Origin of the sequence: Streptomyces sp. NRRL B-24572, assembly GCF_002156145.1 — a bacterium.
Classification (GTDB): Bacteria; Actinomycetota; Actinomycetes; order Streptomycetales; family Streptomycetaceae; genus Streptomyces; species Streptomyces vietnamensis.
The window spans coordinates 1-26,979 of the sequence record NZ_MWIG01000182.1 but is presented as its reverse complement, the minus strand read 5'-3'; the positions used below and the strand labels follow the sequence as shown (position 1 = coordinate 26,979).

At 71.6% G+C, this 26,979-nt stretch carries 29 protein-coding genes; 6 read left to right on the top strand and 23 right to left on the bottom strand.

Going from position 1 to position 26,979, the window contains the following annotated elements:
- Positions 1-19 precede the first annotated feature (19 nt).
- The 7 genes from CCN56_RS11895 to CCN56_RS11865 all read right to left on the bottom strand — a co-directional run bounded on the left by CCN56_RS11895 (position 20) and on the right by CCN56_RS11865 (position 7,085).
- Positions 20-1,036 (bottom strand): TIGR03842 family LLM class F420-dependent oxidoreductase, encoded by a 1,017-nt coding sequence (locus CCN56_RS11895; protein WP_086826285.1) that lies wholly within the window; start codon positions 1,034-1,036, stop codon positions 20-22.
- A gap of 10 nt (positions 1,037-1,046) precedes the next feature.
- Positions 1,047-2,450, bottom strand: a complete 1,404-nt coding sequence (gene hydA / locus CCN56_RS11890) for a dihydropyrimidinase (RefSeq protein ID WP_086826283.1) — start codon at positions 2,448-2,450, stop codon at positions 1,047-1,049.
- 19 nt (positions 2,451-2,469) lie between these two features.
- Complete coding sequence (locus tag CCN56_RS11885; RefSeq protein ID WP_086826281.1) at positions 2,470-3,753, bottom strand: aspartate aminotransferase family protein; 1,284 nt, start codon at positions 3,751-3,753, stop codon at positions 2,470-2,472.
- A complete protein-coding gene (locus tag CCN56_RS11880) occupies positions 3,750-4,592 on the bottom strand; it encodes a nitrilase-related carbon-nitrogen hydrolase (RefSeq protein WP_086826279.1) in 843 nt (280 codons plus the stop codon). The genes CCN56_RS11885 and CCN56_RS11880 overlap by 4 nt, the downstream gene beginning before the upstream one ends.
- Positions 4,593-4,792: 200 nt before the next feature.
- Positions 4,793-6,208 (bottom strand): UL36 very large tegument protein, encoded by a 1,416-nt coding sequence (locus CCN56_RS11875; RefSeq protein WP_179199811.1) that lies wholly within the window; start codon positions 6,206-6,208, stop codon positions 4,793-4,795.
- Between the two features lie 90 nt (positions 6,209-6,298).
- Positions 6,299-6,679, bottom strand: a complete 381-nt coding sequence (locus CCN56_RS11870) for a PPOX class F420-dependent oxidoreductase (protein ID WP_086826278.1) — start codon at positions 6,677-6,679, stop codon at positions 6,299-6,301.
- A 10-nt stretch (positions 6,680-6,689) separates the two neighbouring features.
- Positions 6,690-7,085 carry a helix-turn-helix domain-containing protein gene (locus CCN56_RS11865; protein ID WP_086826276.1) on the bottom strand — a complete coding sequence of 132 codons (396 nt, stop codon included), beginning with the start codon at positions 7,083-7,085 and terminating at the stop codon, positions 6,690-6,692.
- A gap of 61 nt (positions 7,086-7,146) precedes the next feature.
- On the opposite strand from CCN56_RS11865, the gene CCN56_RS11860 reads away from it, so the two are divergent.
- Positions 7,147-7,803, top strand: a complete 657-nt coding sequence (locus tag CCN56_RS11860) for an NAD(P)-dependent oxidoreductase (protein ID WP_086826274.1) — start codon at positions 7,147-7,149, stop codon at positions 7,801-7,803.
- On the opposite strand, the gene CCN56_RS11855 is transcribed toward CCN56_RS11860, so the two are convergent.
- Positions 7,800-8,054: a helix-turn-helix domain-containing protein gene (locus tag CCN56_RS11855; protein WP_086826272.1), complete on the bottom strand. Its 255-nt coding sequence runs from the start codon at positions 8,052-8,054 to the stop codon at positions 7,800-7,802. The genes CCN56_RS11860 and CCN56_RS11855 overlap by 4 nt on opposite strands.
- A 51-nt stretch (positions 8,055-8,105) precedes the next feature.
- On the opposite strand from CCN56_RS11855, the gene map reads away from it, so the two are divergent.
- Positions 8,106-8,873 carry a type I methionyl aminopeptidase gene (map, locus tag CCN56_RS11850; RefSeq protein WP_086826270.1) on the top strand — a complete coding sequence of 256 codons (768 nt, stop codon included), beginning with the start codon at positions 8,106-8,108 and terminating at the stop codon, positions 8,871-8,873.
- 4 nt (positions 8,874-8,877) lie between these two features.
- On the opposite strand, the gene ggt is transcribed toward map, so the two are convergent.
- A complete protein-coding gene (gene ggt / locus CCN56_RS11845) occupies positions 8,878-10,674 on the bottom strand; it encodes a gamma-glutamyltransferase (RefSeq protein ID WP_086826269.1) in 1,797 nt (598 codons plus the stop codon).
- Positions 10,675-10,777: 103 nt separating this feature from the next.
- Between ggt and CCN56_RS11840 the strand changes: the two genes are divergently transcribed.
- On the top strand, positions 10,778-11,512 hold the full coding sequence (locus CCN56_RS11840; protein ID WP_086826266.1) for a hypothetical protein: 735 nt from the start codon (positions 10,778-10,780) through the stop codon (positions 11,510-11,512).
- Here CCN56_RS11840 and CCN56_RS11835 read toward each other — a convergent pair.
- The gene (locus CCN56_RS11835; protein WP_256961922.1) at positions 11,463-12,719 is read right to left on the bottom strand and encodes a cytochrome P450; all 1,257 of its coding nucleotides are present in this window, start codon (positions 12,717-12,719) and stop codon (positions 11,463-11,465) included. The two genes, CCN56_RS11840 and CCN56_RS11835, sit on opposite strands and share 50 nt — an antisense overlap.
- A 162-nt stretch (positions 12,720-12,881) precedes the next feature.
- Between CCN56_RS11835 and CCN56_RS11830 the strand changes: the two genes are divergently transcribed.
- Positions 12,882-14,087, top strand: a complete 1,206-nt coding sequence (locus tag CCN56_RS11830; protein ID WP_086826264.1) for a hypothetical protein — start codon at positions 12,882-12,884, stop codon at positions 14,085-14,087.
- A gap of 96 nt (positions 14,088-14,183) precedes the next feature.
- The gene (locus tag CCN56_RS11825; RefSeq protein ID WP_086826262.1) at positions 14,184-15,731 is read left to right on the top strand and encodes a CocE/NonD family hydrolase; all 1,548 of its coding nucleotides are present in this window, start codon (positions 14,184-14,186) and stop codon (positions 15,729-15,731) included.
- Between the two features lie 47 nt (positions 15,732-15,778).
- On the opposite strand, the gene CCN56_RS11820 is transcribed toward CCN56_RS11825, so the two are convergent.
- From CCN56_RS11820 to CCN56_RS43125, 13 genes are all read right to left on the bottom strand, one after another.
- Positions 15,779-16,636 carry an amino acid ABC transporter permease gene (locus tag CCN56_RS11820; protein ID WP_086826261.1) on the bottom strand — a complete coding sequence of 286 codons (858 nt, stop codon included), beginning with the start codon at positions 16,634-16,636 and terminating at the stop codon, positions 15,779-15,781.
- Entirely contained in the window at positions 16,633-17,277 is a 645-nt protein-coding gene (locus tag CCN56_RS11815) for an amino acid ABC transporter permease (protein WP_086826259.1), read from the bottom strand. The genes CCN56_RS11820 and CCN56_RS11815 overlap by 4 nt, the downstream gene beginning before the upstream one ends.
- A 17-nt stretch (positions 17,278-17,294) precedes the next feature.
- Complete coding sequence (locus tag CCN56_RS11810; RefSeq protein WP_086826289.1) at positions 17,295-18,212, bottom strand: glutamate ABC transporter substrate-binding protein; 918 nt, start codon at positions 18,210-18,212, stop codon at positions 17,295-17,297.
- A gap of 13 nt (positions 18,213-18,225) precedes the next feature.
- Positions 18,226-18,972: an amino acid ABC transporter ATP-binding protein gene (locus tag CCN56_RS11805; protein WP_086826258.1), complete on the bottom strand. Its 747-nt coding sequence runs from the start codon at positions 18,970-18,972 to the stop codon at positions 18,226-18,228.
- A 149-nt stretch (positions 18,973-19,121) separates the two neighbouring features.
- Positions 19,122-19,565: a DUF6278 family protein gene (locus tag CCN56_RS11800; protein WP_041131987.1), complete on the bottom strand. Its 444-nt coding sequence runs from the start codon at positions 19,563-19,565 to the stop codon at positions 19,122-19,124.
- Between the two features lie 67 nt (positions 19,566-19,632).
- The gene (locus tag CCN56_RS11795) at positions 19,633-20,412 is read right to left on the bottom strand and encodes an exodeoxyribonuclease III (protein WP_086826256.1); all 780 of its coding nucleotides are present in this window, start codon (positions 20,410-20,412) and stop codon (positions 19,633-19,635) included.
- A 39-nt stretch (positions 20,413-20,451) separates the two neighbouring features.
- Positions 20,452-21,084, bottom strand: a complete 633-nt coding sequence (locus CCN56_RS11790; protein ID WP_086826254.1) for an MBL fold metallo-hydrolase — start codon at positions 21,082-21,084, stop codon at positions 20,452-20,454.
- A gap of 9 nt (positions 21,085-21,093) precedes the next feature.
- Entirely contained in the window at positions 21,094-22,353 is a 1,260-nt protein-coding gene (locus tag CCN56_RS11785; RefSeq protein WP_086826252.1) for an alpha/beta fold hydrolase, read from the bottom strand.
- Between the two features lie 136 nt (positions 22,354-22,489).
- The gene (locus CCN56_RS11780; protein ID WP_086826250.1) at positions 22,490-23,233 is read right to left on the bottom strand and encodes an amino acid ABC transporter ATP-binding protein; all 744 of its coding nucleotides are present in this window, start codon (positions 23,231-23,233) and stop codon (positions 22,490-22,492) included.
- Positions 23,230-24,099, bottom strand: coding sequence for an amino acid ABC transporter permease (locus CCN56_RS11775; RefSeq protein ID WP_179199810.1), 870 nt, complete (start codon positions 24,097-24,099; stop codon positions 23,230-23,232). Before CCN56_RS11775 ends, CCN56_RS11780 begins: the two co-directional genes overlap by 4 nt.
- 32 nt (positions 24,100-24,131) lie before the next feature.
- The gene (locus CCN56_RS11770) at positions 24,132-25,013 is read right to left on the bottom strand and encodes an ABC transporter substrate-binding protein (RefSeq protein WP_086826249.1); all 882 of its coding nucleotides are present in this window, start codon (positions 25,011-25,013) and stop codon (positions 24,132-24,134) included.
- Positions 25,014-25,063: 50 nt separating this feature from the next.
- Entirely contained in the window at positions 25,064-25,900 is an 837-nt protein-coding gene (locus tag CCN56_RS11765) for an SAM hydroxide adenosyltransferase (RefSeq protein WP_086826247.1), read from the bottom strand.
- Between the two features lie 245 nt (positions 25,901-26,145).
- Entirely contained in the window at positions 26,146-26,304 is a 159-nt protein-coding gene (locus tag CCN56_RS43125) for a hypothetical protein (protein WP_179199809.1), read from the bottom strand.
- Positions 26,305-26,771: 467 nt separating this feature from the next.
- On the opposite strand from CCN56_RS43125, the gene CCN56_RS43860 reads away from it, so the two are divergent.
- On the top strand, positions 26,772-26,979 hold a 208-nt coding region (locus CCN56_RS43860; protein ID WP_218779405.1), incomplete at its 3' end, for a hypothetical protein.

The window sequence follows — 26,979 nt, the reverse complement described above, 5'->3', positions numbered from 1 at the left end:
GCTCCGGGGGGGGTACGGGTCAGGCGGTGAGTACGGGGATGATCTCGGTGCCGTACGCGTCGATGGTGCCCTCCCGGTTGTCGTGCATGTCGTAGACGGCGAACTGGTCGACGCCCAGCTCCTTGAGGTGCCGCAGTTTCTCGATGTGGGCCTCGGCGGGGCCGATGAGGCAGAAGCGGTCGACGATCTCGTCGGGGACGAAGGCGGTGTCGGGGTTGTCGGCGCGGCCGTGGTGGGAGTAGTCGTAGCCCTGCCGGTCCTTGATGTACGCGGTGAGCTCGTCGGGGACCATGGAGGAGTGCTCGCCGTACTTGGCGACCAGGTCGGCGACGTGGTTGCCGACCATCCCGCCGAACCAGCGGCACTGGTCACGGGCGTGGGCCAGCGCCGCCGGGGAGTCGTCGGCCGTCACGTACGCGGGGGCGGCGACGCAGATCGTGAGCGCGTCGGGGTCGCGGCCGGCCTCCCGCGCGGCCTGGCGGACGGCCTTGACCATCCACTCGGTGAGGAAGGGGTCGGCGAGCTGGAGGATGAAGCCGTCGGCCTTCTGCCCGGCCAGGGCCAGCGCCTTCGGGCCGTAGGCCGCCATCCACACCGGGAGCTTCCCGTTCTTGATCCACGGGATGCGGATCGGGTTGCCGTCCACCTCCGCTTCCCGCCCCTCTGCGAGGTCGCGGATGACCTCGATGGCCTCGCCGAGCCGGGCCAGGGTGTTGGGCCTGCGGCCGGCGACGCGCATGGCGGAGTCGCCGCGGCCGATGCCGCAGACGGTCCGGTTGCCGTACATGTCGTTGAGGGTGGCGAAGGTGGAGGCCGTCACCTCCCACGTCCTCGTCCCCGGGTTGGTCACCATCGTGCCCACGTGCAGCTTGGTGGTGTTGGCGAGGATCTGGCTGTAGATGACGAAGGGCTCCTGCCACAGCACGGCGGAGTCGAAGGTCCAGCCGTACCGGAAGCCGTTGCGCTCCGCCCGGCGCATCAGGCCGACGACCTGCGAGGCGGGCGGGTCGGTCTGCAGGACGAGTCCGAAGTCCAACGTCGTTCTCCTAGTTCAGGTACTGGCAGGTGGAGCGGGGGGTGAAGACGCCGTGTCCGGCGCGACCGGTGAACTTCCGCTGGTCGATGACGGGTTCGCCGCGCGAGAGGACCGTCTCGACCTGGCCGGTGATCGTCTTCCCCTCGTACGCGGAGTAGTCGACGTTCATGTGGTGGGTCTCGGCCGACAGGGTCTGGACGGCGTGCGGGTCGTAGATGACGATGTCCGCGTCGGCGCCGGGCGCGATGGTGCCCTTCTGCGGGTAGATCCCGAACATCCGCGCCGGGGTCGCGCAGGCGATCTCGATCCAGCGGCGCCGGGAGATGTGCCCGTCCACGACCGCCTGGTGGAGCAGGTCCATGCGGTTCTCCACCCCCGGCAGACCGTTGGGGATCTTGGAGAAGTCGCCGCGGCCCAGCTCCTTCTGGCCGACGAAGCAGAACGGGCAGTGGTCGGTGGAGACCACCTGGAGGTCGTTCGTCCGCAGGCCCCGCCACAGCGCCGCCTGGTGCTCCTTGGGGCGGAGCGGGGTCGAGCAGACGTACTTGGCGCCTTCGAAGTCCGGCTCGGCGAGGTTGTCGGTGGACAGGAACAGGTACTGCGGGCAGGTCTCGCCGAAGACCGGCAGCCCCTTGTCGCGGGCCGCCGCCAGCTCCGCCACGGCCTCCTCCGCCGACACGTGCACGACGTACAGCGGGGCGCCCGCGACCCGGGCGAGCTGGATCGCGCGGTGGGTGGCCTCCGCCTCGAGCAGGGCCTTGCGGACCTCCCCGTGGTAGCGGGGATCGGTCTCGCCGCGGGCGAGGGCCTGCTCGACGAGGACGTCGATGGCGATGCCGTTCTCGGCGTGCATCATGATCAGCCCGCCGTTGTCGGCGGAGCGCTGCATGGCGCGCAGGATCTGCCCGTCGTCGCTGTAGAAGACGCCGGGGTAGGCCATGAAGAGCTTGAAGGAGGTGATGCCCTCCTGGACGAGCTTGTCCATCTCCTTGAGCGTCTGCTCGTTGACGTCGGAGAGGATCATGTGGAAGGCGTAGTCGACGGCGCAGTTGCCGTCGGCCTTGGCGTACCAGGCGTCGAGTCCTTCGCGGAGGCTGTGGCCGACGCTCTGGACGGCGAAGTCGACGATGGTGGTGGTGCCGCCCCAGGCGGCGGCGCGGGTGCCGGTCTCGAAGGTGTCGGAGGCGAAGGTGCCGCCGAAGGGCAGTTCCATGTGGGTGTGTGCGTCGACGCCGCCGGGCAGCACGTAGCGGTCGGTGGCGTCGATGGTCCGGGCGGCGGTCCAGCCGGCCGCGACGTCCGAGCCGTGGGCGGCGAGGGCGACGACGCGGCCGTCCTCGATCAGTACGTCGGCGTGGACTTCGTCGGCGGCGGTGACGACGAGACCGCCGCGGATGAGGGTACGGGTGCTCACGGGACTACTCCCCTGCCAACTAGAGCGACCTGAGGGCCTGTTCGAGGATCGCTGCGCCCTCCTCGGCCTCGGAGACGGTGAGCGAGAGCGGTGGGGCGATGCGCAGGGTGCTGGTGTTGTGGGCGCCGCCCTTGCCGAGGAGCAGACCGCCCTCGCGGGCGGCCTCCAGGACGGCACCGGCCGCCTCCGGGTTCGCCCGGTCGGTGCCGGGTTCGGTGAGCTCGATGCCGATCATGAGGCCGCGGCCGCGGACCTCCCGTACCGCCGCGACTCCGGCCGCCGCCGCGCGGACGCGTTCGATGAGGAGGCCGCCGACGCGTCGGGCGTTGCCCTGGAGGTCGTGCTCCAGGAGGTACGAGAGGTTGGCGAGCCCGGCGGCCATGGTGATCGGCGAACCGCCGAAGGTGGAGATCGAGCTGGCGTCGAGGCAGTTCATGATCTCGGCGCGGGCGACGACCCCGCCGACGGACATGCCGTTGCCGATGCCCTTGGCGAAGGTGAGGATGTCGGGCGGTCCGGCCTGGCCGTGGGCCTGCCAGCCCCAGAAGTGGTCGCCGGTGCGGCCCCAGCCGGTCTGCACCTCGTCGGAGATCCAGAGGATGCCGTGCCGGTCGAGGACGCGACGGAAGGCGGCGTAGAGGCCGTCGGGCGGGGAGGTGAAGCCGCCGACGCCCTGGATCGGTTCGGCGATGAGGGCGGCGACGCCCGCGCGGGTCTGGCCGAGCACGTCCTCCAGGTCGGCGACGCAGGCCTCGATGAAGCGCTCGTCGGTGAGCCCGGCGTACGGGCCGCGGCCGCGGACGCCGCCGTGCACGTACAGCGTCTGGAGCGGGGAGAGGCCGGTGGTCGACCAGGTGCGGTTGCCGGTGATGCCGACGGTGGAGAAGGAGCGGCCGTGGTAGCTGTTGCGCATCGCCAGGATCTGGTTGGAGCGGCGGTACGCGGTGGCGAGGAGGAGGGCCGTGTCGTTGGCCTCGGTGCCGGAGGTGGTGAAGAAGACCCGGGCGTCGGGGATGCCGGAGAGGCCGGCGACGCGCTCGGCGAGCTCCACCATGGGGCGGTTGAGGTAGAGCGTCGAGGAGTGGATGATCCGCCCGGCCTGCTCGGAGACGGCCTTGGTGACCTCGGGCAGGGCGTGGGCGGTCATGGTGGTGAGGATGCCGCCGAAGAAGTCGAGGTACTTGCGGCCCTCGGCGTCCCAGACGTGGCGGCCCTCGCCGTGGGTGATCTCCAGGGGGTCGCGGTAGTAGAGGGCGACCCAGTCGGGGATGACGGCCTTGTGCCGGGCGTACAGGCTGGTCACGGCTGCACCAGCCCGTCGTACGCGTCGGGGCGGCGGTCGCGGTAGAAGGCCCACTGCTGCCGGACCTCCTCGATGAGGCCGAAGTCCAGGTCGCGGACGACGAGTTCCTCCTCCTTGTCGGAGGCGGTCTCGCCGACGAACTGGCCGCGCGGGTCGACGAAGTAGCTGGTGCCGTAGAAGTCGTTGTCGCCGTACTCCTCGATGCCGACCCGGTTGATGGCGGCGACGAAGTACTCGTTGGCCACGGCGGCGGCGGGCTGTTCCAGCTGCCAGAGGTAGGAGGAGAGCCCCCGGTGAGTGGCCGACGGGTTGTAGACCAACTGCGCGCCGTTGAGCCCGAGTTGGCGCCAGCCCTCCGGGAAGTGGCGGTCGTAGCAGATGTAGACGCCGACCTTGCCGACGGCGGTGTCGAAGACCGGCCAGCCCGCGTTCCCCGGGCGGAAGTAGTACTTCTCCCAGAAGCCCTTGACCTGCGGGATGTGGTGCTTGCGGTACTTGCCGAGGTAGGAGCCGTCGGCGTCGATGACGGCCGCGGTGTTGTAGTAGAAGCCGGCGTCCTCGATCTCGAAGACGGGGACGACGATCACCATGCCGGTCTCGCGGGCGAGGTCCTGCATCCGGCGGACGGTCGGCCCGTCGGGAACGGGCTCGGCCCAGCGGTAGTGCTCGGGCTCCTGGACCTGGCAGAAGTAGGGGGCGTTGAACACCTCCTGGAAGCCGATCACCCGGGCACCCTGCCGGGCGGCCTCCCGGGCGTGCTCCTCGTGTTTGGCGATCATGGATTCGGTGTCGCCGGTCCAGGTCGCCTGGACGAGCGCGGCGCGTACGACGTCGGTCATGAGCTGCTCCTTCGGCACGGCGTCAGAGAGCCTCTACGCACGTAGACGCGATGCGTAGGAGGAGAACGTAAGCCCCGTCACACCCCGGAGCAAGACCGCCGCCGCGAAGCGGCCGGGTCGATCATGTTTCATACCCGAGTGGTCCACGTCGGACACGTACCGACACGTACTGACCAGTACGGATAAGGGCCCGCCCCAGGTCACGCCCCGGCCAGGCCCGCCACCCGCAGGGCGTGGAGCAGGTCGCGCTCCCGGGACGCGGACACCGCACGGGCCGCGGCGAGGAGCTGCGGGACGAGGCCGTGCGGATCCGCGGCCGCGAGCCGGGCGCCGTCCTCGGGGGTGCGGGCGCGGACGAACGCGGTGAGCAGGGCGTGCGCCTCGCGGTGGTGGTCCTCGGCGTGCAGCGCGGCGCACGCCCCGGCCAGCTCCTCGACCGGGCGGGCCACGCCCTGCCGGAGCAGTTGCTCGCAGTCGGCCGCCCGGCCCGCGTCGGCGAGCACGCCCGCGACGGCGGCGAGCCGGGCGGGCGGCAGCGAGGCCGCCTCCCAGAGCAGGGTGGACCAGTCGGCGCCGAGACCGGCCCGGTGCAGCTCCGCCGCGAGGGCCGGCAACCGGCCCGGGGGTCCTTCGAGCGCCTCGCAGAGCAGCACGTGCGCCTCGCCGCTGCGGCCCTGCGACCGGAGGCGCCGGAGGGCGTAGACCGCGTTGGCCGCGGCGCGGAGGGCTTCGGCGTGGTCCGGGACGGGGACCTCGGGTGCGGCGAGCACTTCACCGCCGCCCCCGAACCGGGCCCCACGGGGAGCCGCTCCCCCGGCCGGGAGGACGGGCACCGCGACCTCTTCGACCCCCTCGGCGCCCTCTTCCAGCCAGGCGTACCGGGCGCCCCGGGGCCGCCGCTTGGCCTTGGCGGGCCGCGGGGCACCGGCGAGCGACCCGCCGGCCGGGCCGGCGGCACCGGTGGCCGGAGCAGCGGCACCGGCGGCCTGGGCAGCGGCGGTGGCCGGAGCGGCGGCACCGGCGACCGGGCCGGCGGCACCGGTGGCCGAGTTCGCCGTGCGGATCGGCGGCGCGGCCGCCACCGGGCCGACGCCACCGCCCGGGGCCACCGCCTCCGGCGTCCCCCGCCCCAGCCGGGCCAGCCTCCCCGTCAGTTCCCTCGCCCGGGCCGTCGCCCTGGCGTGGTCGTCGCGGGTCCAGGCGAGCTCGTGTTCCAGGCGGGCGGCCTCCCCCGGGTCCGGGGTCGTGCGCAGCCGCTCGGCGAGCTCCCGGCTCCGGGTCTCGGCGTACCGGCGTTCGCCCTCCATGAGGTCCCGGCGCTCCGCGAGGGCCTCCGCTCCGCCGGGCCGCCCGTCGTGGGCGCCCGCGGCCGCCGCGTACAGGATCCGGCCGCGGGCGGCGAAGGGGCCGTCGAGGGCCTCCCGGGCATCCTGGAGGAGGGACTCGACGACGTCCCAGGGCAGGATGTCGGCCCCGTCGAGGCAGGCGCGCAGTCCCTCCGGATCGCGTGCGGCGAAGACCCCGTACCAGCCGTCGTCCGGCCTGACGCGGCCGACGAGCTCCGTCAGCCAGCCCCTGAACGTGGCGACTTCCACCGGGAGTTGATACACCGTCATGCGCTCCGCACCTGCCCCGCCGTCGACTGGAACCTTCCGGTCCGCGGGTATTGGACCGCAGTCGTGTTACGGGACGACTACGGTCCGTTTTCAGAACGTCACGACGATCCCGGTGTGCGGACGCTTGCCGAGCCGGACGATCATGGCGGGCACGTCGGTCAGCCAGTACTGCCAGGTGTACTTGCGCGAGAGCAGCCGCCGGATCCGGCGCAGCTCCTCCCCCTCCACGAGCCGCCCCGTACCGGCGTACCGCTCGGCGCCCTCGGCGATGTTGCCGCGCAGGTCGCAGACGGCCACCTCGACCCGGGGATCGTTCCGCAGGCGCTTGACCTTCCAGGAGTCGGATCGGGTCCACACGTACAGCGCGGAGCCCTCCACCGCGTACCAGACGGGCGTCGCGACCCCCGTGCCGTTCTTCCGGAAGGTGGTCAGGCTGACGTAGCGGCCGCGCCGCAGCTCTTCGGGCATCATGCCCGGGAGCTTAGGACGCGGCCCGTTCGTACGCGGTGCGGGCCTCGCTGATCTCGGGGGCGTGGGTGCGCGCCCAGGCGCAGGCCGCGTCGAGCGGGGTGATGAGGGAGCGGCCGAGGTCGGTGAGGGCGTACTCGACGCGGGGCGGGTTCTCGTCGTGGACGGTACGGCTGAGGAAGCCGTCGCGCTCCATGGCACGGAGGGTCTCGGTGAGGACCTTGGGGGTGATCCAGTGCAGGGGGACGCGGAGTTCGGAGAAGCGGCGGGACGCCCCGTCCTCCAGGCAGCGGAGCACCATCGCCGTCCACTTGCCGCCGACGCGGATGGGCTGGGCGGAGCTTCCGCCGCAGTCGGGGTCGTGGAAGAGGGAGGGGCTCAGCGGCTGCGGGGACGGCTGCTCGGTCATGCGGTCGACGCTAGCCCAGTACCGTTGAAGTAACCAGGGGTGCCCGTCCTACGGTCCCGCCATGGACAACGACAGCAAGCGTGTGGTCATTTTCGGGGCCGGCGGGCGGGTCGGCCGGGCGGCCGTGGCGGAGGCGGTGGCCCGGGGCCACCGGGTGACCGCGGTGGTCCGCGACCCGGACGCGTACCGCGATCTGGAGGGGGCGGGCGTCACCCTCGTACGGGGGGACGCGACGGACGCGGCCTCGGTGGCGGCACTCGCCGCGGGCCACGACGCGGCGGTGAACGCGGCGGTCCGGCTCGACGTGCCCTCGGTCGACTTCTTCACGGCCGCGGCGAAGGCGATGGCCGCCGGGCTCAAGGAGGCCGGGGTCGGGCGGCTGCTCACCCTGGGCATCGCCACGACCCTGGAGACCGCCCCCGGGGTGCGGATCATGGACGCGCCCGACTTCCCCGAGCGGTACCGGACGTTCTCCCAGGGGCACGTGGCCGAGTTCGAGCTGCTCACGGCGGAGGCCGGGCCCGAGCTCGACTGGCTGATGGTGATCCCGCCGATGGATCTGAACGCGGAGGCGGAGCGGACGGGCGGCTACCGGACGGCGGTGGGCACGGTGCTCGACGGCCCGGGCCGCATCGCCCACGCCGATCTGGCGCTCGCGCTCCTGGACGAGATCGAGCGCCCGTGTCACAGCCGGGTGCAGCTGGCGGTGTCGTCCTAGGGAGCGCCGACGAGGGTGCAGTGCACCACGAGCTCGTCCATGGAGAGGCCGAGGACCCCGGCCAGGGCCGCGACGGTGAAGAAGGCCGGTGTCGGGGCCCGGCCGGTCTCGATCTTGCGGAGGGTCTCGGCGGAGAGGCCGGCGGCCGCGGCGATCTCCACCATGGACCGCCCGCCGCGCGCCTCGCGCAGGAGCAGGCCCAGGCGCTCGCCGCGCTCGCGCTCTTCGGGGGTCAGGGGTGTGCGCACCATGCCCCCATATTAATGCCGCCCCCCATACTTATACCGGTATAGTAATTGGCCATGGTGGAGATCAAGACGAACGAATCCCTGGCGGCCATGCGTGAGTCGGGCCGGGTGGTGGCCCGTGCCCTGGCGGCCGTACGAGAGAAGGCGGCGCCCGGCGTCGCGCTCACCGAGCTCGACCGCGTCGCGCGCGAGGTGCTCACGGAGGCGGGGGCCGGCTCGCCCTTCCTCGACTACCACCCGGAGTGGGCCCCGGTGCCGTTCCCCGCGGTCGTGTGCGTCTCCGTGAACGACGCCATCGTGCACGGCATCCCGGACGGGACCCGGCTCGCCCCGGGCGACCTGGTCTCCGTGGACTGCGGGGCGACGCTGGGCGGCTGGGCGGGCGACTCGGCGGTCAGCTTCACGGTCGGCCCGGCCCGCCCGGAGGACGCCCGGCTGATCGCGGCGGCGGAGGAGGCCCTGGAGGCCGGCATCGCGGCGGCCGTCGTCGGCAACCGCATCGGCGACATCGCCCACGCGATCGGCCGGGTCTGCCGGACCGCCGGATACGGCATCCCCGACGGCTTCGGCGGCCACGGCATCGGCCGCGCCATGCACGAGGACCCGGGCGTCCCCAACGAGGGACGCCCGGGCCGGGGCATGAAGCTGCGCCACGGGATGGTGCTCGCGATCGAGCCGATGCTCATCGGCGGCGGCACGGACGAGCACTACACGGCGCGGGACGGCTGGACGATCCGTACGTCCGACGGCTCGCGCGCGTCCCACGCCGAGCACACGGTGGCCATCACGGACGACGGCCCGCGCATCCTCACCGCCCTGTAACCGGTCAGGACGCGGGCCTCACCACCATCGCCGAGCCGCCGCCCCTGCGCACGGTCTCCGCCGCCGCCACCCAGCGGCCGTCGGGGAGCCGTTGCACGCCGGTCGCCGCGCCGATCTCCGGGTTCTGCCGGAAGCCGTGCCCGATGGCCTCGAGTTCCGTCCTCAACGGGCTGTTCCACAGGGCGGGTTCGAGTTCGGTCGTGGCCTGGTTGCGCTGGCTGGCGCGCGGCGCGGCGATCGCGTCGACGAGCGGCAGGCCCCGGTCGAGGACTCCGGTGAGGGTCTGGAGGACCGTGGTGATGATGGTCGCGCCGCCCGGCGAACCGAGCGCCAGGACCGGCCGGCCGTGCGGGTCGAGGACGATCGTCGGGGAGATCGAGGAGCGCGGCCGCTTGCCGGGGCCGGGCAGGTTCGGGTCGTGGACGGCCGGGTTCGCCGGGGCGAAGGAGAAGTCGGTCAGCTCGTTGTTGAGCAGGAAGCCACGGCCGGGCACGGTGATGCCGCTGCCGCCGGTGGACTCGATGGTGAGGGTGTAGGCGACGATGTTGCCCCACTTGTCGGCCACCGTCAGATGGGTGGTGTTCTCGCCCTCGTACGTGGTCGGGGCGGCGGTCCCACCGCTCACACACGGCACCGGGCTGCTCGGGTCGCCGGGGGCGAGCGGGCTGGTGAGGACGGCGTCGTCGCGGATCAGGCAGGCCCGGGAGTCGGCGAACCGCTGGGAGAGCAGGCCGCTCGTCGGCACGGACTCGAAGGCCGGGTCGCCGACCCAGCGGCCCCGGTCGGCGAAGGCGATGCGACTGGCCTCGATGTAACGGTGCAGGTACTGGGCCTGGGAGGCCGCCGAGAGGTCGGTGCCCTCCAGGATGTTGAGGGCCTCGCCGACGCTCGTACCGCCGGAGGAGGACGGGGCCATGCTGTAGACGTCGAGCCCCCGGTACGAGACCTTCGTGGGCCTGCGGGACTCGGTGCGGTACGCGGCGAGGTCGGCCTCCGTCAGGTCGCCGGGGCGTACGGTCCGGGTGGCGCCCTCACGGAGCGGGGGCGTGCGGACGGTGTTCACGATGTCCCGGGCGAGCGGCCCCTTGTAGAGGGCGCCGACGCCTTCGCGGCCGAGCGTCTCGTACGTACGGGCCAGGTCGGGGTTCTTGAAGACGCTGCCGACCACGGGCAACCGGCCACCGGGCAGGAACAGTTCGGAGGTGGCCGGGAAGTCGCGGAACCGGGCTTCGTTGGCGGCGGTCTGGGAGCGGAAGGTGGGGTCGACGGTGAAGCCTTCGCGGGCGAGCCGCTCGGCGGGTTCGAGCAGGGCGCCGAGCCGCTTGCTGCCCCAGGCGTCCAGGGCGGTCTTCCAGGTGGCGGGGGTGCCGGGGGTGCCGACGCCGAGGCCGCTGGTCTGGCCCTCCTCGAAGGGGATGGGCTTGCCGTTCTCCGTGAAGAGGCCGGCGTCGGCGGTGCGGGGGGCGGTCTCGCGTCCGTCGATGGTCCGTACGGTACGGCTCTTCGCGTCGTAGTACACGAAGTAGCCGCCGCCCCCGATGCCCGCGGAGTACGGCTCGGTGACGCCGAGGGCGGCCGCGACGGCGACGGCGGCGTCGACCGCGTTGCCGCCCTTGCGGAGCACCTCGATGCCGGCGGCCGAGGCGTCGGCGTCGACACTGGCGACGGCGCCGCCGTACCCGACGGCGACGGGTTCCTTCACCGACGGCGGGGCGGTGCTCGGTGGCGCGGCGGCACCCATCGAGAGCACCGTCGCCGCGACGGCGAGAAGGGAGACCTTGCCAGCGGCGGAGCGACGCATTCCTACCTCCAGTCAACGACCGTCCGCGCAGCGTAACTTCCCGCGCCGCCTCCCGTAAGAACGCCTCGAACTGAAGGGCGGATCGCCGCTAGCATGCGCGCCTATGAATGAAGACCTGCGCAACGTGGTGCTCGGGGTCCTGGCCACCGGCGTCAGCGGCTCCCTCGGGTGGCTGACCCGCACCTATGTCTGGCAGCGGCGCCTGCGCCGCAAGCAGGCCTTCTTCGGGCTGCCCTCCGGTTCGGAGTGCCTGCTCGTGGTGAACCGTCTGTCCGGCAGCGAGCGGGGGGTGCACGCCACCGACGTGTCGGCGCTGCTCGAACTGTCGGCGCTGATCAAGGACTGTGGGGCGCGGCCCCGTGTCGTACAGCACGACACTGCACGTCAGGGCCTCGGGGAGATAGCCGAGTTCTGCATCGGCGGACCCTACTCCAACCGGCGCATGGCAGCCCATCTGCCGAACCTGCTGCCCGGACTCACGATGAACGTCGAACAGGAGCCGCGCGAGGACCGCGGGATGATCACCGTGGCGGGCGAGACCTACCGCGCGGAGTGGGGGGTCGACGAGTACGTCGTCCTCGCGCGCCTCACCCGCGGCGAGGGCAGTCGGCCGGTGTTCCTGCTCTGCGGCCAGGCCGCGGTCACCAATCAGGCCGCGGCGCGGCATCTGGCCCGCCACCACAAGGCGCTGACGGGCAAGTACGGGCCGAACGGCTCCTTCGTCCTGCTCCTCAGGGTGGTCAACTCGCAGGCGTACGGCCCCGATGTGGTGGAGCTGGTGGCCGACGTCACGAGCGCGGCGCGGACGGCTCCGGCGGCCGCACCGGCAGCGACTTGATCCCGTTGATGAAGTTGGAGACGAGGCGCCGGGGCGGCCCGGCGAGTTCGAGGCCGCCGCAGGCCGCGCGCACCTCCTCGTAGAACACGCGGAGCTGGAGCCGGGCGAAGTGTGCGCCGAGGCAGACGTGCGGGCCGTCGCCGAAGGAGACGTGCGGGTTCGGGGTCCGGCCGAGGTCCAGGCGGTGCGGGTCGGCGAAGACGCGCTCGTCGTGGTTGGCGGAGGCGTGGAAGACGACGACCTTGTCGCCCGCCCGGATCTTCCGCCCGGCGAGTTCGGTGTCGTGGGCGGCGGTGCGCCGGAAGGAGAGCACGGGCGGGTGCACGCGGAGGAGTTCGTCGACGGCCGTGTCCATGGAGACCTCCCCGTCCCACAATCTGCGCTGCTCCGACGGGTGTTCGGCGAGGGCGAGGATCCCGCCGGGGGCGGCGCTGCGGACGGTGTCGTTCCCCGCGACGGTCAGCAGGAAGAAGAACATCTCCAGCTCGGCTTCGGCGAGTTCGGAGGCGGCGAGGGTGCTCATGACGTCGTCGGCGGGGTGCGCGCGCTTGTACGCGGCGAGCTCCTGGGCGTAGTCGAACATCTCGGCGAGCATGGCGGGTGAACGGGGGTTGACCGGCCGCCCCTCGGCGTCGAGGACGGGCGGCTCGTCGGGGTCCTGGTAGGCGATGACCCGCTCGGTCCAGGTGTGCAGGAGCCCCCGGTCGCTCGCGGGGACCCCGAGCAGGTCGGTGAGGTTGAGCAGGGCGTAGTCGTCGGTGACGGCCCGGACGAGGTCCACCTCGCCGCCGCCCGCGAACGCGGCCGCCAGCAGCTCGCGGGCCCGGTCGCGCGCGGTGCCGGCGAAGCGCTCGATGCGCCCGGGGGTGAAGGCCCGACTGACGAGCCGCCTCAACCTGCCGTGTTCCGGCGGGTCCTGATTGAGCATCATGCGCCGGATGAACGGCAGGTCGGCAGGGTCGGGATCGCGGATCTGGGTGGCGCCGAGGTGCGAGGAGTACGTCCCCGAGTCCTTGAGCACCCGGACGACGTCAGCGTGCCGGGTGACGGCCCAGAACCCCGGTCCGGCGGGCCAGCCGAGGATCTCGGGCTCCTCCTGCCGGGCGACGGGGGCCAGGTCGCGCAGGGCGCGGAAGCGGTCGTGCGGGATGCCTGCGGCGTAGATCCGCGGGTCGAAGACGTCGGGTACGTCGCTAGGGTCCCCCACCGCGCGCCTCCCGTCCGGGTGATCCAGGGGTGAAGACGTCACCATCATGACAGGTCAGAGCCGTTTTTCGTAGGACGGAACGCACAGTTCGGGAGCCTTGTCCGGGGTGTCCCCCGACTCCCAGAATCTCCGTCGTCGCATCACACGGAGAACAGGGGGCACATGGGGAACGCAGAGAAGTTCAGCCAGGACGCGGTGCTGCGGGCGCGGGTTCTGCTGCTCGGGTCGGAGGAGCCGAGCCTCCGGGAGCGGCTGGGCGCGTACCGGGTGCTCGCGGAGGTGAGCCCGCGGGCGTATCTGCCGAAGCTGGTCGACGCGCTGGTCGAGCGGGCCGGCCAGCTCGGGGATCCCGAGCTGCACGTGGCCCTGTACGGCGAAGCGGCGGCCGCCGCGCGGCGGTTCGACGCGGACGTGCCGGAGCGGAAGGAACGGCTGGACCGCGCCCTGCGCCGCTACCAGCACGCGCTGTTCGCCGTCGGCCGACGGACCGAGGGGCGCGCGGCGCGCAAGGAGCTGGTGGAGGGCCGATACGGGGCTCTCGCGATCATGCTGGCCGAGGAGGGGCGACACGAGGAGGCGGCCGAGCTGTACGGCCGGCACATCGTGCCCGGGGAGGGGGACGACGTGTCCCCCTGGACCCTGGTCGAGTGGGCGGCCGAACTCGACGCGGCCGGAAGGCAGGAGGAGGCCCTGGAGGTGTTCGCGCGCGTCGTGGACGACCACCGGCACAGGGTGGCGGAGGACCGCGGCCCGCTCGCCTCCCTGGTGTGGAAGCTGGAGCGGTATGCCGGGATGCTCCTGACCGCCGGACGCCGGGCCGAGGAGACCGCCGCGCGGCGCGAGGCGCTGGCCCTGCTCGCCCGTCTCGCGGAGGGCGGGGAGCCGGTGAGCTGGAGCGACATCCGGGCCTGGTGGACCACTCTCCTCATCCTCTCGGACCGGCCGTCCGAACCGGCCGCCACCCCGGACGCCCCGCTGCCCCCGTTCGGGGTCCACCTGTTCCACGGCTGGTCACCTGACACCCGGGACGACTACCTCGCCTCCATCCCCGCCCTCGAACGGCAGGCCGCCGCGCTGCGCGAGTCGGACGATCTCCCTGGGCTCGTCGTCACCCAGCGCCGCCTGACCGTCCGCCGGGCCCTCCGCTGGGAGAGCGACGGAGGCAACGCCGAGGAGTCGCTCCGCCCGTCCTTCGACGAGGGCGTCACCCTTGCCCGCCGCCTGACCACCGACCCGGGCGCCCTCGCCCGCGCCCTCACCGACCGGTCCATGTTCCTCCTCGCCGTCAAGCGGTACGGGGAGGCGCACGCCGACTTCGCGGAGGCCACCGCGCTCCAGGGCGACGCGCCAATCGTTACCCGCACGTAACTTACCGACCAGTTACCACGGGTAAAGCACCCCGGTTACCGTCGGGTCACTTTCACTTCACTGCCCCCCAACAGTGCCCCCAGTGAGGAGTGCCCCGTGCGCACATCCCTGGCCCTCGCCGTCTCGGCCGCCCTCGTGGCCGGGACGGCCCTCGGGCTCGCCCCGACAGCCCAGGCCGCCGACACCTCCATCCGCTTCGTCGACATCGCCGGGGACGGCGGCACCGTCCTCAAGGCGAACGTCGTCACGCCCGCCGGAGGCGACTCCGCCGCCCGCTACCCCGTCATCGTGCTGCCCACCAGCTGGGCCGTGCCCCAGGTCGAGTACCTCGCCCAGGCCCAGAAGCTCGCCGACTCCGGTTACGTCGTGGTGAGTTACAACTCGCGCGGCTTCTGGCAGTCCGGCGGGGAGATCGAGACCGCGGGCCCGAAGGACATCGCCGACGCCTCCAAGGTCATCGACTGGGCCCTGGCGAACACCCCGGCCGACCCCGACCACGTGGGCATGGCGGGCGTCTCGTACGGCGCCGGGATCAGCCTGCTCGCCGCCGCGAGCGACCCGCGGATCAAGGCCGTCGCGGCGCTCAGCGGCTGGGCCGACCTCATCGAGTCCATCTACAGCGGCCGCACCCAGCACCTCCAGGCCGCCGCCCTGCTCGGCGGCGCCGGCTACCTCACCGGACGCCCCGGTCCCGAACTCAAGGAGATCCTGGGCGACTTCCTCTCCTCCAACCTGGCCAAGGAGGAGGACATGATCGCCTGGGGCCGCAAGCGCTCCGCCGCCACCCACCTCGACCGGATCAACGCCAACGGCGCCGCGATCATGCTCGGCAACGCCTGGGGCGACACCATCTTCCCGCCCAACCAGTACGCGAGCTTCTACGAGAAGCTCACCGGTCCCAAGCGCCTGGAGTTCCGTCCGGGCGACCACGCCACCGCCGAGGCCACCGGCCTCCTCGGTCTGCCCAACGACACCTGGACCAGCGCCCACCGCTGGTTCGACCACTACCTCAAGGGCGTCGACAACGGCATCGACCGCGAGCAGCCCGTCCAGCTCAAGCCGCGCTCCGACGCGGGCTACGAGGGCTACCCCGACTGGAAGTCGGTGAACGCGAACCGGCGGAAGTTCGACCTCGGCGGTACGCAGCGGATCTGGGCCAACGTCGACTCCGGTGCGAACGGCGGGGTCGTGATGCTCTCCAACCTCCTGGACCAGTTCTTCCAGGCCCCGCCCGTCGCCTCGGTCCCCCTCCTCCCCCGCGCCTTCGCCGGCGTCTGGCAGTCGGAGCGGTACGACACCCCGCAGCGGGTGCGCGGCACGGTCAAGGTGCACACCACGGTCAGCTCCACCGACGAGAGCGGCACCCTCGTCGCGTACCTCTACGACGTGGGCCCGCTCGGTCTCGGGAAGCTCGTGAGCAACGCCCCGTACACCTTCCACGACCGGACTCCGGGACGGCCGTTCGGCGTCGATCTGGAGCTCTTCTCGACGGCGTACGACGTCCCGGCCGGGCACCGGCTCGCGCTGGTCGTCGACACCGTCGACCCGCTCTACATCGAGCACAACCCGACCGGCGCGCAGCTGACCTTCTCCTCCCCCACGGCCGACCCCTCGTACGTGTCGGTCCCGCTGCGGGCGGAGTGATCACCGGCTGCTGCCGGGCGGGTGTGGCCGGGGAGGCGTGACGCCTCCTACTGCTGTCCCGGCAGCAGCGTCTGCGGTTCGGCAGGGGCGACCTCCACGGCTTTCGTCTTCGGACTGCGGCGCTCTCTGCGTGCCACCCAGGTGGCGAACCACGAGAGCAGCATGCACATCCCGATGTAGATCGGTGAGATGACGAGCACGACGGGGATGAACGGCAGGTCGTAGTCGAGGTTGGACGCGATCAGCTTGCCCGCGTGCAGGAACTCCTCGTAGGTGACGAGGAAGCCGAGCGAGGTGTCCTTGAGGGCGACCACGAGCTGGCTGATGATGGCGGGCAGCATCGCGCGGACGGCCTGCGGCACCAGGACGTACGTCATCACCTGGGTCTTGCGCATGCCGAGCGCGTACGCGGCCTCACCCTGGCCGCGTGCGACGGCGTGGATGCCGGTGCGGAACACCTCGGCGAGCACCGAGCCGTTGTAGAGGGTCAGTCCGGCGACGAGGGCGGGCAGCGGCTGCACCTTGAGCGCCACGAAGATGAAGAAGATCATCACGAGGACGGGCATGGCGCGGAAGAACTCGACGAGCAGGGTCGAGATCCAGCGCAGCACCCGGTGCTCGGAGAGGCGCCCGGTGGCGAGGACCGCGCCGAGGGCGAGCGAGAGCACCGAGGCGTAGGCGAAGGCCTTGAGGGTGTTGCCGAGTCCCTTGAGCAGCAGCTCCTGGATGCCCTCGTACTCGAAGGGCGTCCACTTGGTGGCGGTGAACTGGCCGGTGTCGAAGAGGAGGTAGAGGATCCAGCCGGCCAGCGCGAGGATCACCACGGTGGACGCGAGTCCGTAGAGGAGGTGGCGCCGTCGGGCGGCCGGCCCCGGGATGTCGTAGAGGGCGGTGGACTCGGTCATCGGGCGACTCCCCAGTGCTTCTCCAGGGAGTGGAAGACGGCGCTGATGGTGAGGGTGATGATCAGGTAGCCGACGGCGATCCAGACGAAGGTCCAGACGATGTTGTAGCCGAGTTCGCTCAACGTCTTGTAGGTGCCGAGGAGTTCGGTGACGCTGAACGCCCCCGCGATCGCCGAGTTCTTGGCGAGGGCGATCAGGGTGGAGCCGATGGGCGGGATGACCGTGCGGAAGGCCTGTGGCAGGACGATCGCGGAGAGGGTCTGGGAGAAGGTCATGCCCAGGCTGCGGGCGGCCTCGCCCTGGCCGCGCGGGACGGTGTTGATGCCGGAGCGCAGCGCCTCGCAGACGAAGGCGGAGGTGTAGCAGCCGAGGGCGAGGATCGCGAACAGCTTGAAGGGCAGGACGAGTCCGAAGCGGGGCAGGCCCAGCATGACGGCGAAGAAGAGCAGGGTGAGCGGGGTGTTGCGCAGGACGGTGACCCAGACCGTGCCGAAGACGCGGAAGGAGCCGACGGGCGCGACCCGGAAGGAGGCCATGACGAAGCCCAGGACGAGGGCGAGGGCCGAGGAGTAGACGGTGAGTTCGACGGTGCCGAGGAACCCCTCCCAGTAGAGGGAGATGTTGTCTGTCAGTACGTCCATGTCAGCGGTGGGAGTCCTCAGTTGGCCGGGTAGCGGTCGATGGCGGGAGGCTTCGGGGCGGGGACCCCGGAGAGGCCGAGGGTGGCGTCGTACGCCTTCTTCCAGTCGCCGTTCTTCTCGTGGACGGCGACGGCGTCGTCGAGGGCGAAACGCAGCGCGGTGTCGCCGTGCGGGACGCCGATGCCGTACGGCTCCTCGGAGAACGGCTTGCCGACGACCTTGAGTTCGTCGGGGACCTTGGCGGCGTAGCCCATGAGGATCGTGTCGTCGGTGGTGACCGCGTCGACCTGGTAGGTCAGCAGGTTGTCCACGCAGGCGGAGTAGGTGTCGTAGGCGACGAGTTCGGCCTTCGGGTAGTCCTTCTCGATGCGCTGGTACGGGGTGGAGCCGGCGGCCGAGCAGACCCGTTTGCCGTCCAGGTCCTGCGGTCCGTGGATGTCGTTCTCGTCGGTGCGGACGAGGAGGGACTGGCCTGCCCGGTAGTAGGGTCCGGCGAAGCCGACGAGCTTCTTGCGGTTGTCGTTGATGGTGTACGTGCCGACGTAGTAGTCGATCTGGCCGTTCTGGAGGGCCGTCTCGCGGTTGGCCGAGGCGATCGTGCGGAAGTCGACGCGCGCCGGGTCGAAACCGAGGGATGCGGCCATCATCTTGGCGATCTCGATGTCGAAGCCCGAGTAGCGGCCGGTGGCCGGGTCCTTCTCGCCCATGTAGGGCTGGTCCTCCTTGGCGCCGACGACGAGCCGGCCGCGCTTCTTCGCCCGGTTCCAGGTGGCCGAGTCGGGCAGGGCGAAGCCCGACTGGACCTGGTAGACGGGGAGTTGGTCGGGCTGCGGGCCCTTGACGGGCGGGCTGCCCTCCTTGCCGCAGCCGCCGAGCGCCGTCGTGACGGCGAGCAGCAGGGCGGGCACGGCCAGGGTCCGGTGCGTGCGCTGCATGGTTCCCACCCGGTCAGTGCTTGAGGATCTTGGAGAGGAAGTCCTTGGCGCGTTCGCTGCGCGGGGCGGTGAAGAAGTCCTCCGGCGCCCGGTCCTCGACGATCCTCCCGTCGGCCATGAAGACGACGCGGTTGGCGGCGGAGCGGGCGAATCCCATCTCGTGGGTGACGACCACCATCGTCATTCCCTCGCGGGCGAGTTGGCGCATGACCTCCAGGACCTCGTTGATCATCTCGGGGTCGAGCGCGGAGGTCGGCTCGTCGAAGAGGAGGGCCTTGGGGTCCATGGCGAGGGCGCGGGCGATGGCCACGCGCTGCTGCTGGCCGCCGGAGAGCTGGGCCGGGTACTTGTCGGCCTGGGAGGCGACGCCGACCCGTTCGAGGAGTTCGCGCGAACGCCGGTCGGCCTCCTCCTTCTTGCGCTTGCGGACCTTGATCTGTGCGAGGGAGACGTTCGCGAGGACGGTCTTGTGCGCGAAGAGGTTGAAGGACTGGAAGACCATGCCGACGTCGGCGCGCAGCCGGGCGAGCGCCTTGCCCTCCTCGGGCAGGGGCCGGCCGTCGATGACGATCTCACCCGACTCGACGCTCTCCAGCCGGTTCATCGCGCGGCAGAGGGTGGACTTGCCGGACCCGGAGGGGCCGATGACCACGACCACCTCCCCGCGTCCGACGGTGAGGTCGATGGACTGGAGGACGTGCAGCGTGCCGTAGTGCTTGTTGACGCCACGCAGTTCGATCAGCGGATCGACGACGGCCATGCGCTGCCCTGCCCCATTTCTCAGCGGTGTCGCGGTCAGCGCAAACTATCCAGGAGAAAAAGGACTTCACGCCCGACACGCATGAAACGGGAATAAGCCGTATTTACTGCGAGAGGGTGGCGCGGGTGCGCTGTGGGGCGGGTGCGGTCTCAGTGCTCGGAGGCCTCCGCGTACACCTGGGAGAGCTGCGGCGCGCCCGTCATCGCCCAGTCGAGACCGGCCTCGACGACCTGGATCTCCCGGCCTGAGGCGAGCCGCACCACGGGTCCGCCGCCGGGCCACACCTGCCACCGGGCGCCCGGCACGTTCCGGACGATCACGGTGCCGAGGTAGAGCCCGGCGTCGTTGCCGAACCAGGGCAGCTCTTCCGGATCGTTTCGCCAACGGGGCGACAGCTGGTCGAGCTCCTGGAGGGAGCGCGGGGTGTCGTCCAGGGCCACCCCGGCCTCCTCGACACGGGAACGCAGCAGCTCGCACTCGGAGAGGAGCTCGGCCACCCCCTCCGGGTCGCGGTCGAAGGCCGCGGCCAGGGGGGAGTCCGCGGGCTCGGACTCATGCCGCTTGCGCCAGCTGTCCAGAAAGGGAATGTTCATCCGAACAGCGTCGCACCGACACCTGGCGGTCGACCACCCGGCGCGCGGTGATCTTCGTGACCCGGCGTCAGACGTCGAGGTCGACGACGACGGGCGCGTGGTCCGAGGCGCCCTTGCCCTTGCGCTCCTCTCGGTCCACATAGCTGTCGGAGACCGCCTCGACGAAGGGCTTGTTGCCGTAGACGAGGTCGATGCGCATGCCCTTGTTCTTCGGGAAGCCGAGCGCGCGGTAGTCCCAGTACGTGAACGGGTGGTCGTACTTGAGGGGGCGCGGGACCACGTCCGCGAGGCCGGCCTCGCGGAGCCCGGCGAGCGCGGCCCGCTCCGGCTCCGTCACGTGCGTGGCGCCCTCGAAGACGGCGATGTCCCAGACGTCCGCGTCGGTCGGGGCGATGTTGTAGTCGCCGAGGACCGCGAAGGGGCGCTCCCCCGCCGCGTCCTGGGCGACGGCCGCCTTGAGCGCCTCGAGCCAGCGCAGCTTGTACGCGTAGTGCTCGTGGGCCACCTCGCGGCCGTTCGGCACGTACACCGACCAGACGCGGACCGGGCCGCAGGTCGCGGAGACCGCCCGGGGCTCCTCCGCCCCGTCGTACTCCGGGCCGCCGGGCAGACCGGTGACCACGTCGGCGAGGCCGACGCGGGAGATCAGCGCCACGCCGTTCCACCGCCCGGTGGCGTTGACCGCCGACTCGTAGCCCAGGGCGCGCAGCTCCTCGACGGGGAACTGCTCGGCGGCGCACTTGGTCTCCTGGATGCACAGCACGTCGGTGCCGCTGCTCTCCAGCCAGGCCAGGAGCCGGGGCAGCCGGGCGGTGATCGAATTGACGTTCCAGGTGGCGATGCGCATGTGCGCAAGCCTACTGGCGGGGTGTGACAGTCGGCGCGATCACACCTCGGCGGAGGTGCCGGAGGACAGCCGCCGGTGGTCGGTGCCGCCGAGCTCGCCGATCTGGCGGTCGTAGATGGGCCGGGCGAGGTCGGTGAGCAGGGCGTCGTGGATGTCGTACGCCCGGCGCGGCTTGATCTCGCGCACGTAGTCGATGACCTCGGAGATCTTGTTCCAGGGGGCCATGACGGGCAGCAGCAGCGTGTCGACGGGGTGGTCGGGCACGGTGAGCGCGTCGCCGGGGTGGAAGACGGCGCCGTCGACGAGGTAGCCCACGTTGGTGATGCGCGGGATGTCCGGATGGATCACCGCGTGCAGCTCGCCGTGGACCTGGACGTCGAAGCCGGCCGCCGTGAACGCGTCGCCGTGCCCGACGGTGTGCACCCGCCCCGGGAAGGCCGCCGAGAGCCGGTCGGCGACGCTGCGCAGCGTCCAGATCTCGGCGGCCGGGTTGGCCTCCAGGGCGGCCCGCAGCCTGGTCTCGTCGAAGTGGTCGGCGTGCTCGTGGGTGACGAGCAGCGCGTCGGCTCCGAGGACGGCGTCCTCCTCGGTGAACATGCCGGGGTCGAGGACGAGCGTGCGGCCGTCCTTCTCGAGCCGCACGCAGGCATGGGACTTCTTCGTCAGCTTCACGGCCCCAGGCTACGCCGGGGGCGTCGTCTCCTCCGTGACGACGCGGGTGATCACCCGCAGCGCCGTCTCGGCGGCCGGGAAGCCGCAGTACACGCCCGCGTGGAGGACGATCTCGCGGAGCTCCTCGGGCGACAGGCCGTTGCGGAGGGCGGCGCGGGTGTGGTCGGCGAGGGCCTCCCGGTGGCCGCCGGAGATGAGGGCGGTGAGGGTGACGACGCTGCGGGTGCGCCGGTCGAGGCCCTCGCGGCTCCAGACCTCGCCCCAGGCGTAGCGGGTGACGAGCCCCTGGAAGGCTCCGTCGGGATCGTCGGCGAGGGCCTGGTCGACATGGGCGTCGCCGAGGACCTCGCGGCGCAGCCCGAGCCCCTTCTCGTACGGGTCGGGCCGGCCGGTCTCGGCGGGCTCGGCCTCCGGGGCGACCGGGGCGGGCTCGGCGGCAGGGACGGGCGGCGCGGGCGGCGGCGGCACGGCCAGCGTGCCGCTCGCCTCCGGGGCGATGCCGGAGAAGTGCTCGGTGAGCAGGTCGGTGACGGCGGCGGGCTGCTCGACGGGGGCGAGGTGCGAGGCGCCGGGGACGACGGCGAGCCGGGCGTCGGCGATGCCGGCGACCAGGGTGCGGGCCTCGGCGGGACCGGTGACCCGGTCCTCGGAGCCGACGAGGACGAGGGCGGGGATGCCGATGCTGCCGAGGGCCTCGCGGACGTCGAAGACGGCGAGGGCCTCGCAGGCGGCGATGTAGCAGGCGGGGTCGGTCGTACGGACCATCTGGACGGCCCAGTCGACGATGGCGGGCTGCGCGCCGGCGAAGAGCGGGGTGAACCACTGCTCGGGGGCGGTGCGGGCCATCGGCTCCAGGCCGTTGGTGCGGACGATGACGCCCCGCTGGCGGAACTCGTCGGCGGTGCCGAACCGGGGCGAGGTGGCGACCAGGGCGAGGGAGGCGACCCGGTGCGGCGCGCGGAGGACGAGGTCGAGACCGACGGCGCCGCCGAGAGAGCAGCCGGCGTAGCCGAAGCGCTGGACGCCGAGCGCGTCGAGCGTGGCGAGGAGCCGGTCGCCGAGCTCGGCCACGGAGGTGAAGGGCTCCGCGGGCGCGCCCCCGTGCCCCGGGAGGTCGAAGCGGACGACCCTCCAGTCACGGGTGAGCTCCGGTATCTGCCGGTCCCACATGTGGAAGGTCGTACCGAGGGACGGTCCCAGGACCAGGACCGGGGCGTCCTCGCGCCCGTCGACACGGTATTGCAGGGTGTTCGTCGGTGTCTCGCTCACCCGCAAGACCCTCTCATCTCCCGCCGTCCCGCACGGCGCCGGGTCGAACCTGGAGGGTTCCGCCCCTCGTGGCGACCCGGAGGAACCGGCCCCAGGGCCTGTCCGGCGGATCATGGCCGGGTCCGCCGGACAGGCCCTAGGAGCGGTCGAGGGCGCGGGCGAGGAAGCGCCGGGTGGCCGCCTCCCGCGGAGCCGTCAGCACCTGCTCCGCGGTGCCCTGCTCCACGATCACGCCGTCCTCCAGGAAACAGACCCGGTCGGCGACGTGCCGGGCGAAGTCCATCTCGTGGGTGGCCATCAGGATGGTCAGGCCGCGCTGCTTGAGGTCCGCGACCACCTCCAGGACCTCGCCGACCAGCTCGGGGTCGAGGGCCGAGGTGATCTCGTCGAAGAGCAGCAGCTCCGGTTCGGTGGCCAGGGCGCGGGCGATCGCGGCACGCTGCTGCTGGCCGCCGGACAGCCGGTCGGGGTGCTCGCGCGCCTTGTCCGCCAGGCCGAGCCGGTCCAGCAGCTCCAGGGCCCGTGCCTCGGCCTGCTTGCGGGGCACGCCGTGGACCTGGCGGGGCGCGAGGGTGATGTTGTCCAGCACGCTCAGGTGCGGGAACAGGTTGTAGGCCTGGAAGACGATGCCGATCCGCCTGCGGGCCACATCGGGGTCCAGGCGCGGGTCGGTCAGTTCGCTGTCGCCCAGGTGCACGGTGCCGTCGTCGACGACCTCCAGCAGGTCCACGCACCGCAGCAGGGTGGACTTGCCCGAGCCGGAGCCGCCGATGAGGCAGACGACCTGGTGCTCGGCGACGTCCAGGTCGATCGAGCGCAGCACCGGGCGCGAGCCGTACTGCTTGCGAAGGCCGCGGATGCGCAGCAGTGGCCGGCTCATCGGCCAGCCCCCGCCCAGGTGCGCTCTGCGGCCCGCCGCTGGAGCCGGTCGGCGAAGCGGGTCAGCGGAATGGTCACCGCGATGAACAAGAGAGCCGCTCCCAGGTAGGGGGTGTAGTTGAAGTCGTAGTCGGCCTTGATCTGCGCGGCGCGCAGCGCTTCCAGCGGGCCGAGGACGGCGACCAGCGCGGTGTCCTTCTGCAGCGCGATGAAGTCGTTGAGCAGGGGCGGGACGACGTTGCGCACCGCCTGCGGCAGCACCACGTGCCGCAGGGTCTGGCGCTGGTTGAGCCCGAGGGCCCGGGCGGCGTTGCGCTGCGCGGGGTGCACCGAGTTCAGTCCCGCCCGGAACACCTCGCCGACGTAGGCGGCGTAGGAGAGGACCAGGGCGATCACGCCGAGCACCCAGGGCTGGGAGGGGGTGCCCTGCAGCTGCAGGGCCGGCAGGCCGAAGCCGACGAGGAAGACGAGCAGCAGGGTCGGCACCCCGCGGAAGACGTCCACGTAGACGGTCGCGGCGAGCCGCAGCGGCTGCAGGCCCGGTGCGCGGGTCACCCGCACCAGGGCGATCAGCAGTCCCAGCACGAGGATCAGCACCTCGGCGACGAGGAACATCTGGATGTTGAGCCAGAAGCCCTTGAGGAGTTCGGGGAACGCGGCCCGCAGCTCGGCACCGTCCAGGAACAGGCTGTGGACCCGCTCCCAGCCCGGCGAGGCGACCGCCCCCGCGCCGAGTGCCACCAGGGCCAGGACGGTGCACAGGGCGGAGATCCAGGTGTGGCGGCGCCGGCGGGAGCGGCGGAAGCGCCGCCGCTCCAGCTCGTGCTCGCTGGGCCGGTAGGTGTCGTCGTCCGGGGCCGGCGACACTGCGGTTTTCGTGAGTTCCACGATCGGTCCCGTTACTGCTTCAGCTCGGGGACGTTCGCCGACGCGGACAGCCACTGCTTGGTCAGCTTGGCGATGGTCCCGTCGGCCTTGAGGGCGCCCAGGGCCTTGTCCACGCAGGAGGTGTAGCCGCTGTTCTTCGGCAGCAGCAGGCCGAACTCCTCGGGGGTGCCGCCCGCGTAGCCGAACTGGCCCACGATCTTCCCGTTGTCGAGCTCCGCGCCGGCCAGGTAGAACACGGTGGGCAGATCGGTGACGATCGCGTCGATCTGCCCGTTCGTCAGCGCGGTGACCTCGTCCTTGGTGGTGTTGAAGACGCTCGGCTTCTGCGAGGGCTTGAGCTGGTCGAGCACGGCCTGGTAGCTGGTCGTGGCGACCTGAACACCGATCTTGGCGTCCTTGAAGGCGCTCAGGGACGCGGCCTTCGCGAACTTCGAGTCCTTCAGCGTCAGGACGGCCTGGCTGGCCGTGTAGTAGCTGCCGGAGAAATCGACGGCCTTGGCCCGCTGCGGGGTGATGGAGATCTGGTTGATGTCGAAGTCGTAGGACTTCGCGCCGGGGGCGTAGGAGTGCGCGAAGGGCTCGACGACCCACTTCACCTGGTCCTTCGCGAAGCCCAGCTTGCCGGCCACCGCGTAGGCCACCGCGCTCTCGAAGCCCTTGCCGTTGGACGGGGTGTTGCTGTCGAACCACGGCTCGTAGGCGGGGGAATCCGTCGCGACGGTCAGCTGGCCGGGCTTGTGGAGGCTCGGGCTGCCGGTCGTGCAGTCGGCGGCCTTGGCGGAACCGGCCGCGCCGGGGGTGGTGCTCTGGGGCTGGGGCGCGCAGCCGGCCGCCGCCAGGACGACGGCGGTGGCGGCGGCGGAGGCCGCGACGGCTATCCGGGTACGGGACATCGGGGGGTCCTTCGGGAGAGGTCCGGGAAAAGAGAGGTGAGATAGAGATATCAGCTGGTGAGATCGAATACCTGGTCGCCCTGGTGCAGGCCGAACGCGTCGGCCGCGGAACCGCCGCGGATCACCAGTTCGGCGAAGCCGACACCGGAGCTTCCGACCGTGATTCCGGGCTCGCCGTAAGGGACGTCGGGGAGCCGGTCGTAACATCGCACCTCGACGTCGCGGCCCTCGTGCCGGTTGTGCACGAGCAGGCCCTTCTCGCCGTCGTAGCCGGGCAGTTCGACGGCAGGCAGGTCCAGCTTGCAGTTGCCGAAGTTGTCGACGACCGCGACCCGCACCTCGCGTGCGACGGGCGGCCGGACCGCCTGCGGCCGCGCGGGAACCTCGCGGCCGTCCGCCAGCCAGCGGGCGAGCAGGGGCACGTACCACAGGCTGCGGAACTGGGTCCGCACCATCTCCTCGACCTCGGCGGGCGCCAGCTCGGCCCATCCGGCGGCAGCGGCCTCCAGCACCTCTCGGACGTCGGTGACATGCACCTCGGTGATGCCCAGGTAGGCCGCCAGCGGGGCGAGGACCCGGTGGTTCAGCGTGCTGATGACCAGGTGCTCCCCGTGCCGGAACCAGCAGAACGGCACGCCGTTGGGCCAGTGCCCGTCCCTCGGGGCGATGTTGACCAGGACCACCACCGGCTGCGTCGGCCCGCCGATCAGGTCCGTGGAGCGCAGCAGGTCGAGCAGGGTGAGGGCGGCGGCGCCCTCCGGGTCCGGTCCCGTCAGCGGCAGAACGGTCGGCGTGGCGCCGAAAAGGGTGGCGATACGGGTGGACTGCCGGGCCAGCGCGTTGGCATCGGCACAGTCGGTGAGGGAGACGACCGGTAGACGGGTCATAACGGGTTCTTCGCCTTCTGTCGAACTGGGGAGGAAAGAAGTTGGGGGAAACAAAAAACGGACCCTCCGTTTCCGGAGGGTCCGTCGCAATCCTGTGCGCGCACGGCTTCGCTAGCGAAGCGCCTCCGAAGTTCGGGGCATCATTCGCATCATGGCGAGGGTGGTGGTGCGCTGCATGGACGGGACCCTAGCACCAACCGGAAGCACCGCAACCACCTGTCCACGGAGTGAACACCCGGGTCGGCTCAGGGGCTGGTGATGGAAACCGCGTACACGCGGGGGAAGGCGGGCCCGGTGAGGTCGACGGTGATGTCGGTGCGCGGGCGCGGTTCCTCGCGGGTGGCGGCGGTGCCGGCCCAGGTCGTGTCGGCGGCGAAGGTCCGGCCGGCGGGGTCGGCGTCCACTTGCCGACGGTGATCCGGCCCGGGGTGAGCACGGAGCGCGCGGTGCCGGCCTCGGGGCCGAGCCGGGCGCGGACGATGCGAGCCTCGGGACGGTGGCCGCGACCGGCCCCCAGGGCGATCACGACGAGGTGGTCCTCGCCGCGTCCGGCGCCGAAGCGCCACTCGGCCCGGGCGGCGATGCTCGCGAATTCGGGAATATCGCGCCATATACCGGGGGTCGAATTCCGGATTGCCTGAAATGGGTAATCGGTTGACTACGCATCTCCCCCGTGATGCAGAATCCCTCCGCCGCGATCGGCGCACCGCAATAAAGAGGCCGCTTTCCCGTACGAAGTGGCCCGATTAGGCATGCCTTGCGGCGTTGTGATCAAGGTCAGATCCATCGCGACCGGCGACGGAATGTCCACGCCGGCGTGCCTGACACACCTTTCCTCCCGAAATGGAAAGGTGCTTGAGAAGGGATTCGCGTGAGACTGAAATACGGGCGGGCGATAGCCTGCCTCGTGGTTTCGGCCATGGCCGGAACTGCGATACCGCAAGTCGCTTATGCGGCTCCGGCTGCGGATGACGGTGATACGGGCGTCTTTGATGCCCTCTCGGGCTGGCTCTCCGACACGGACGACAAGGCCGAGCCGGCGAAGCCGGTCGAGCCGGCGACCGGCGGTACTCCCGTCC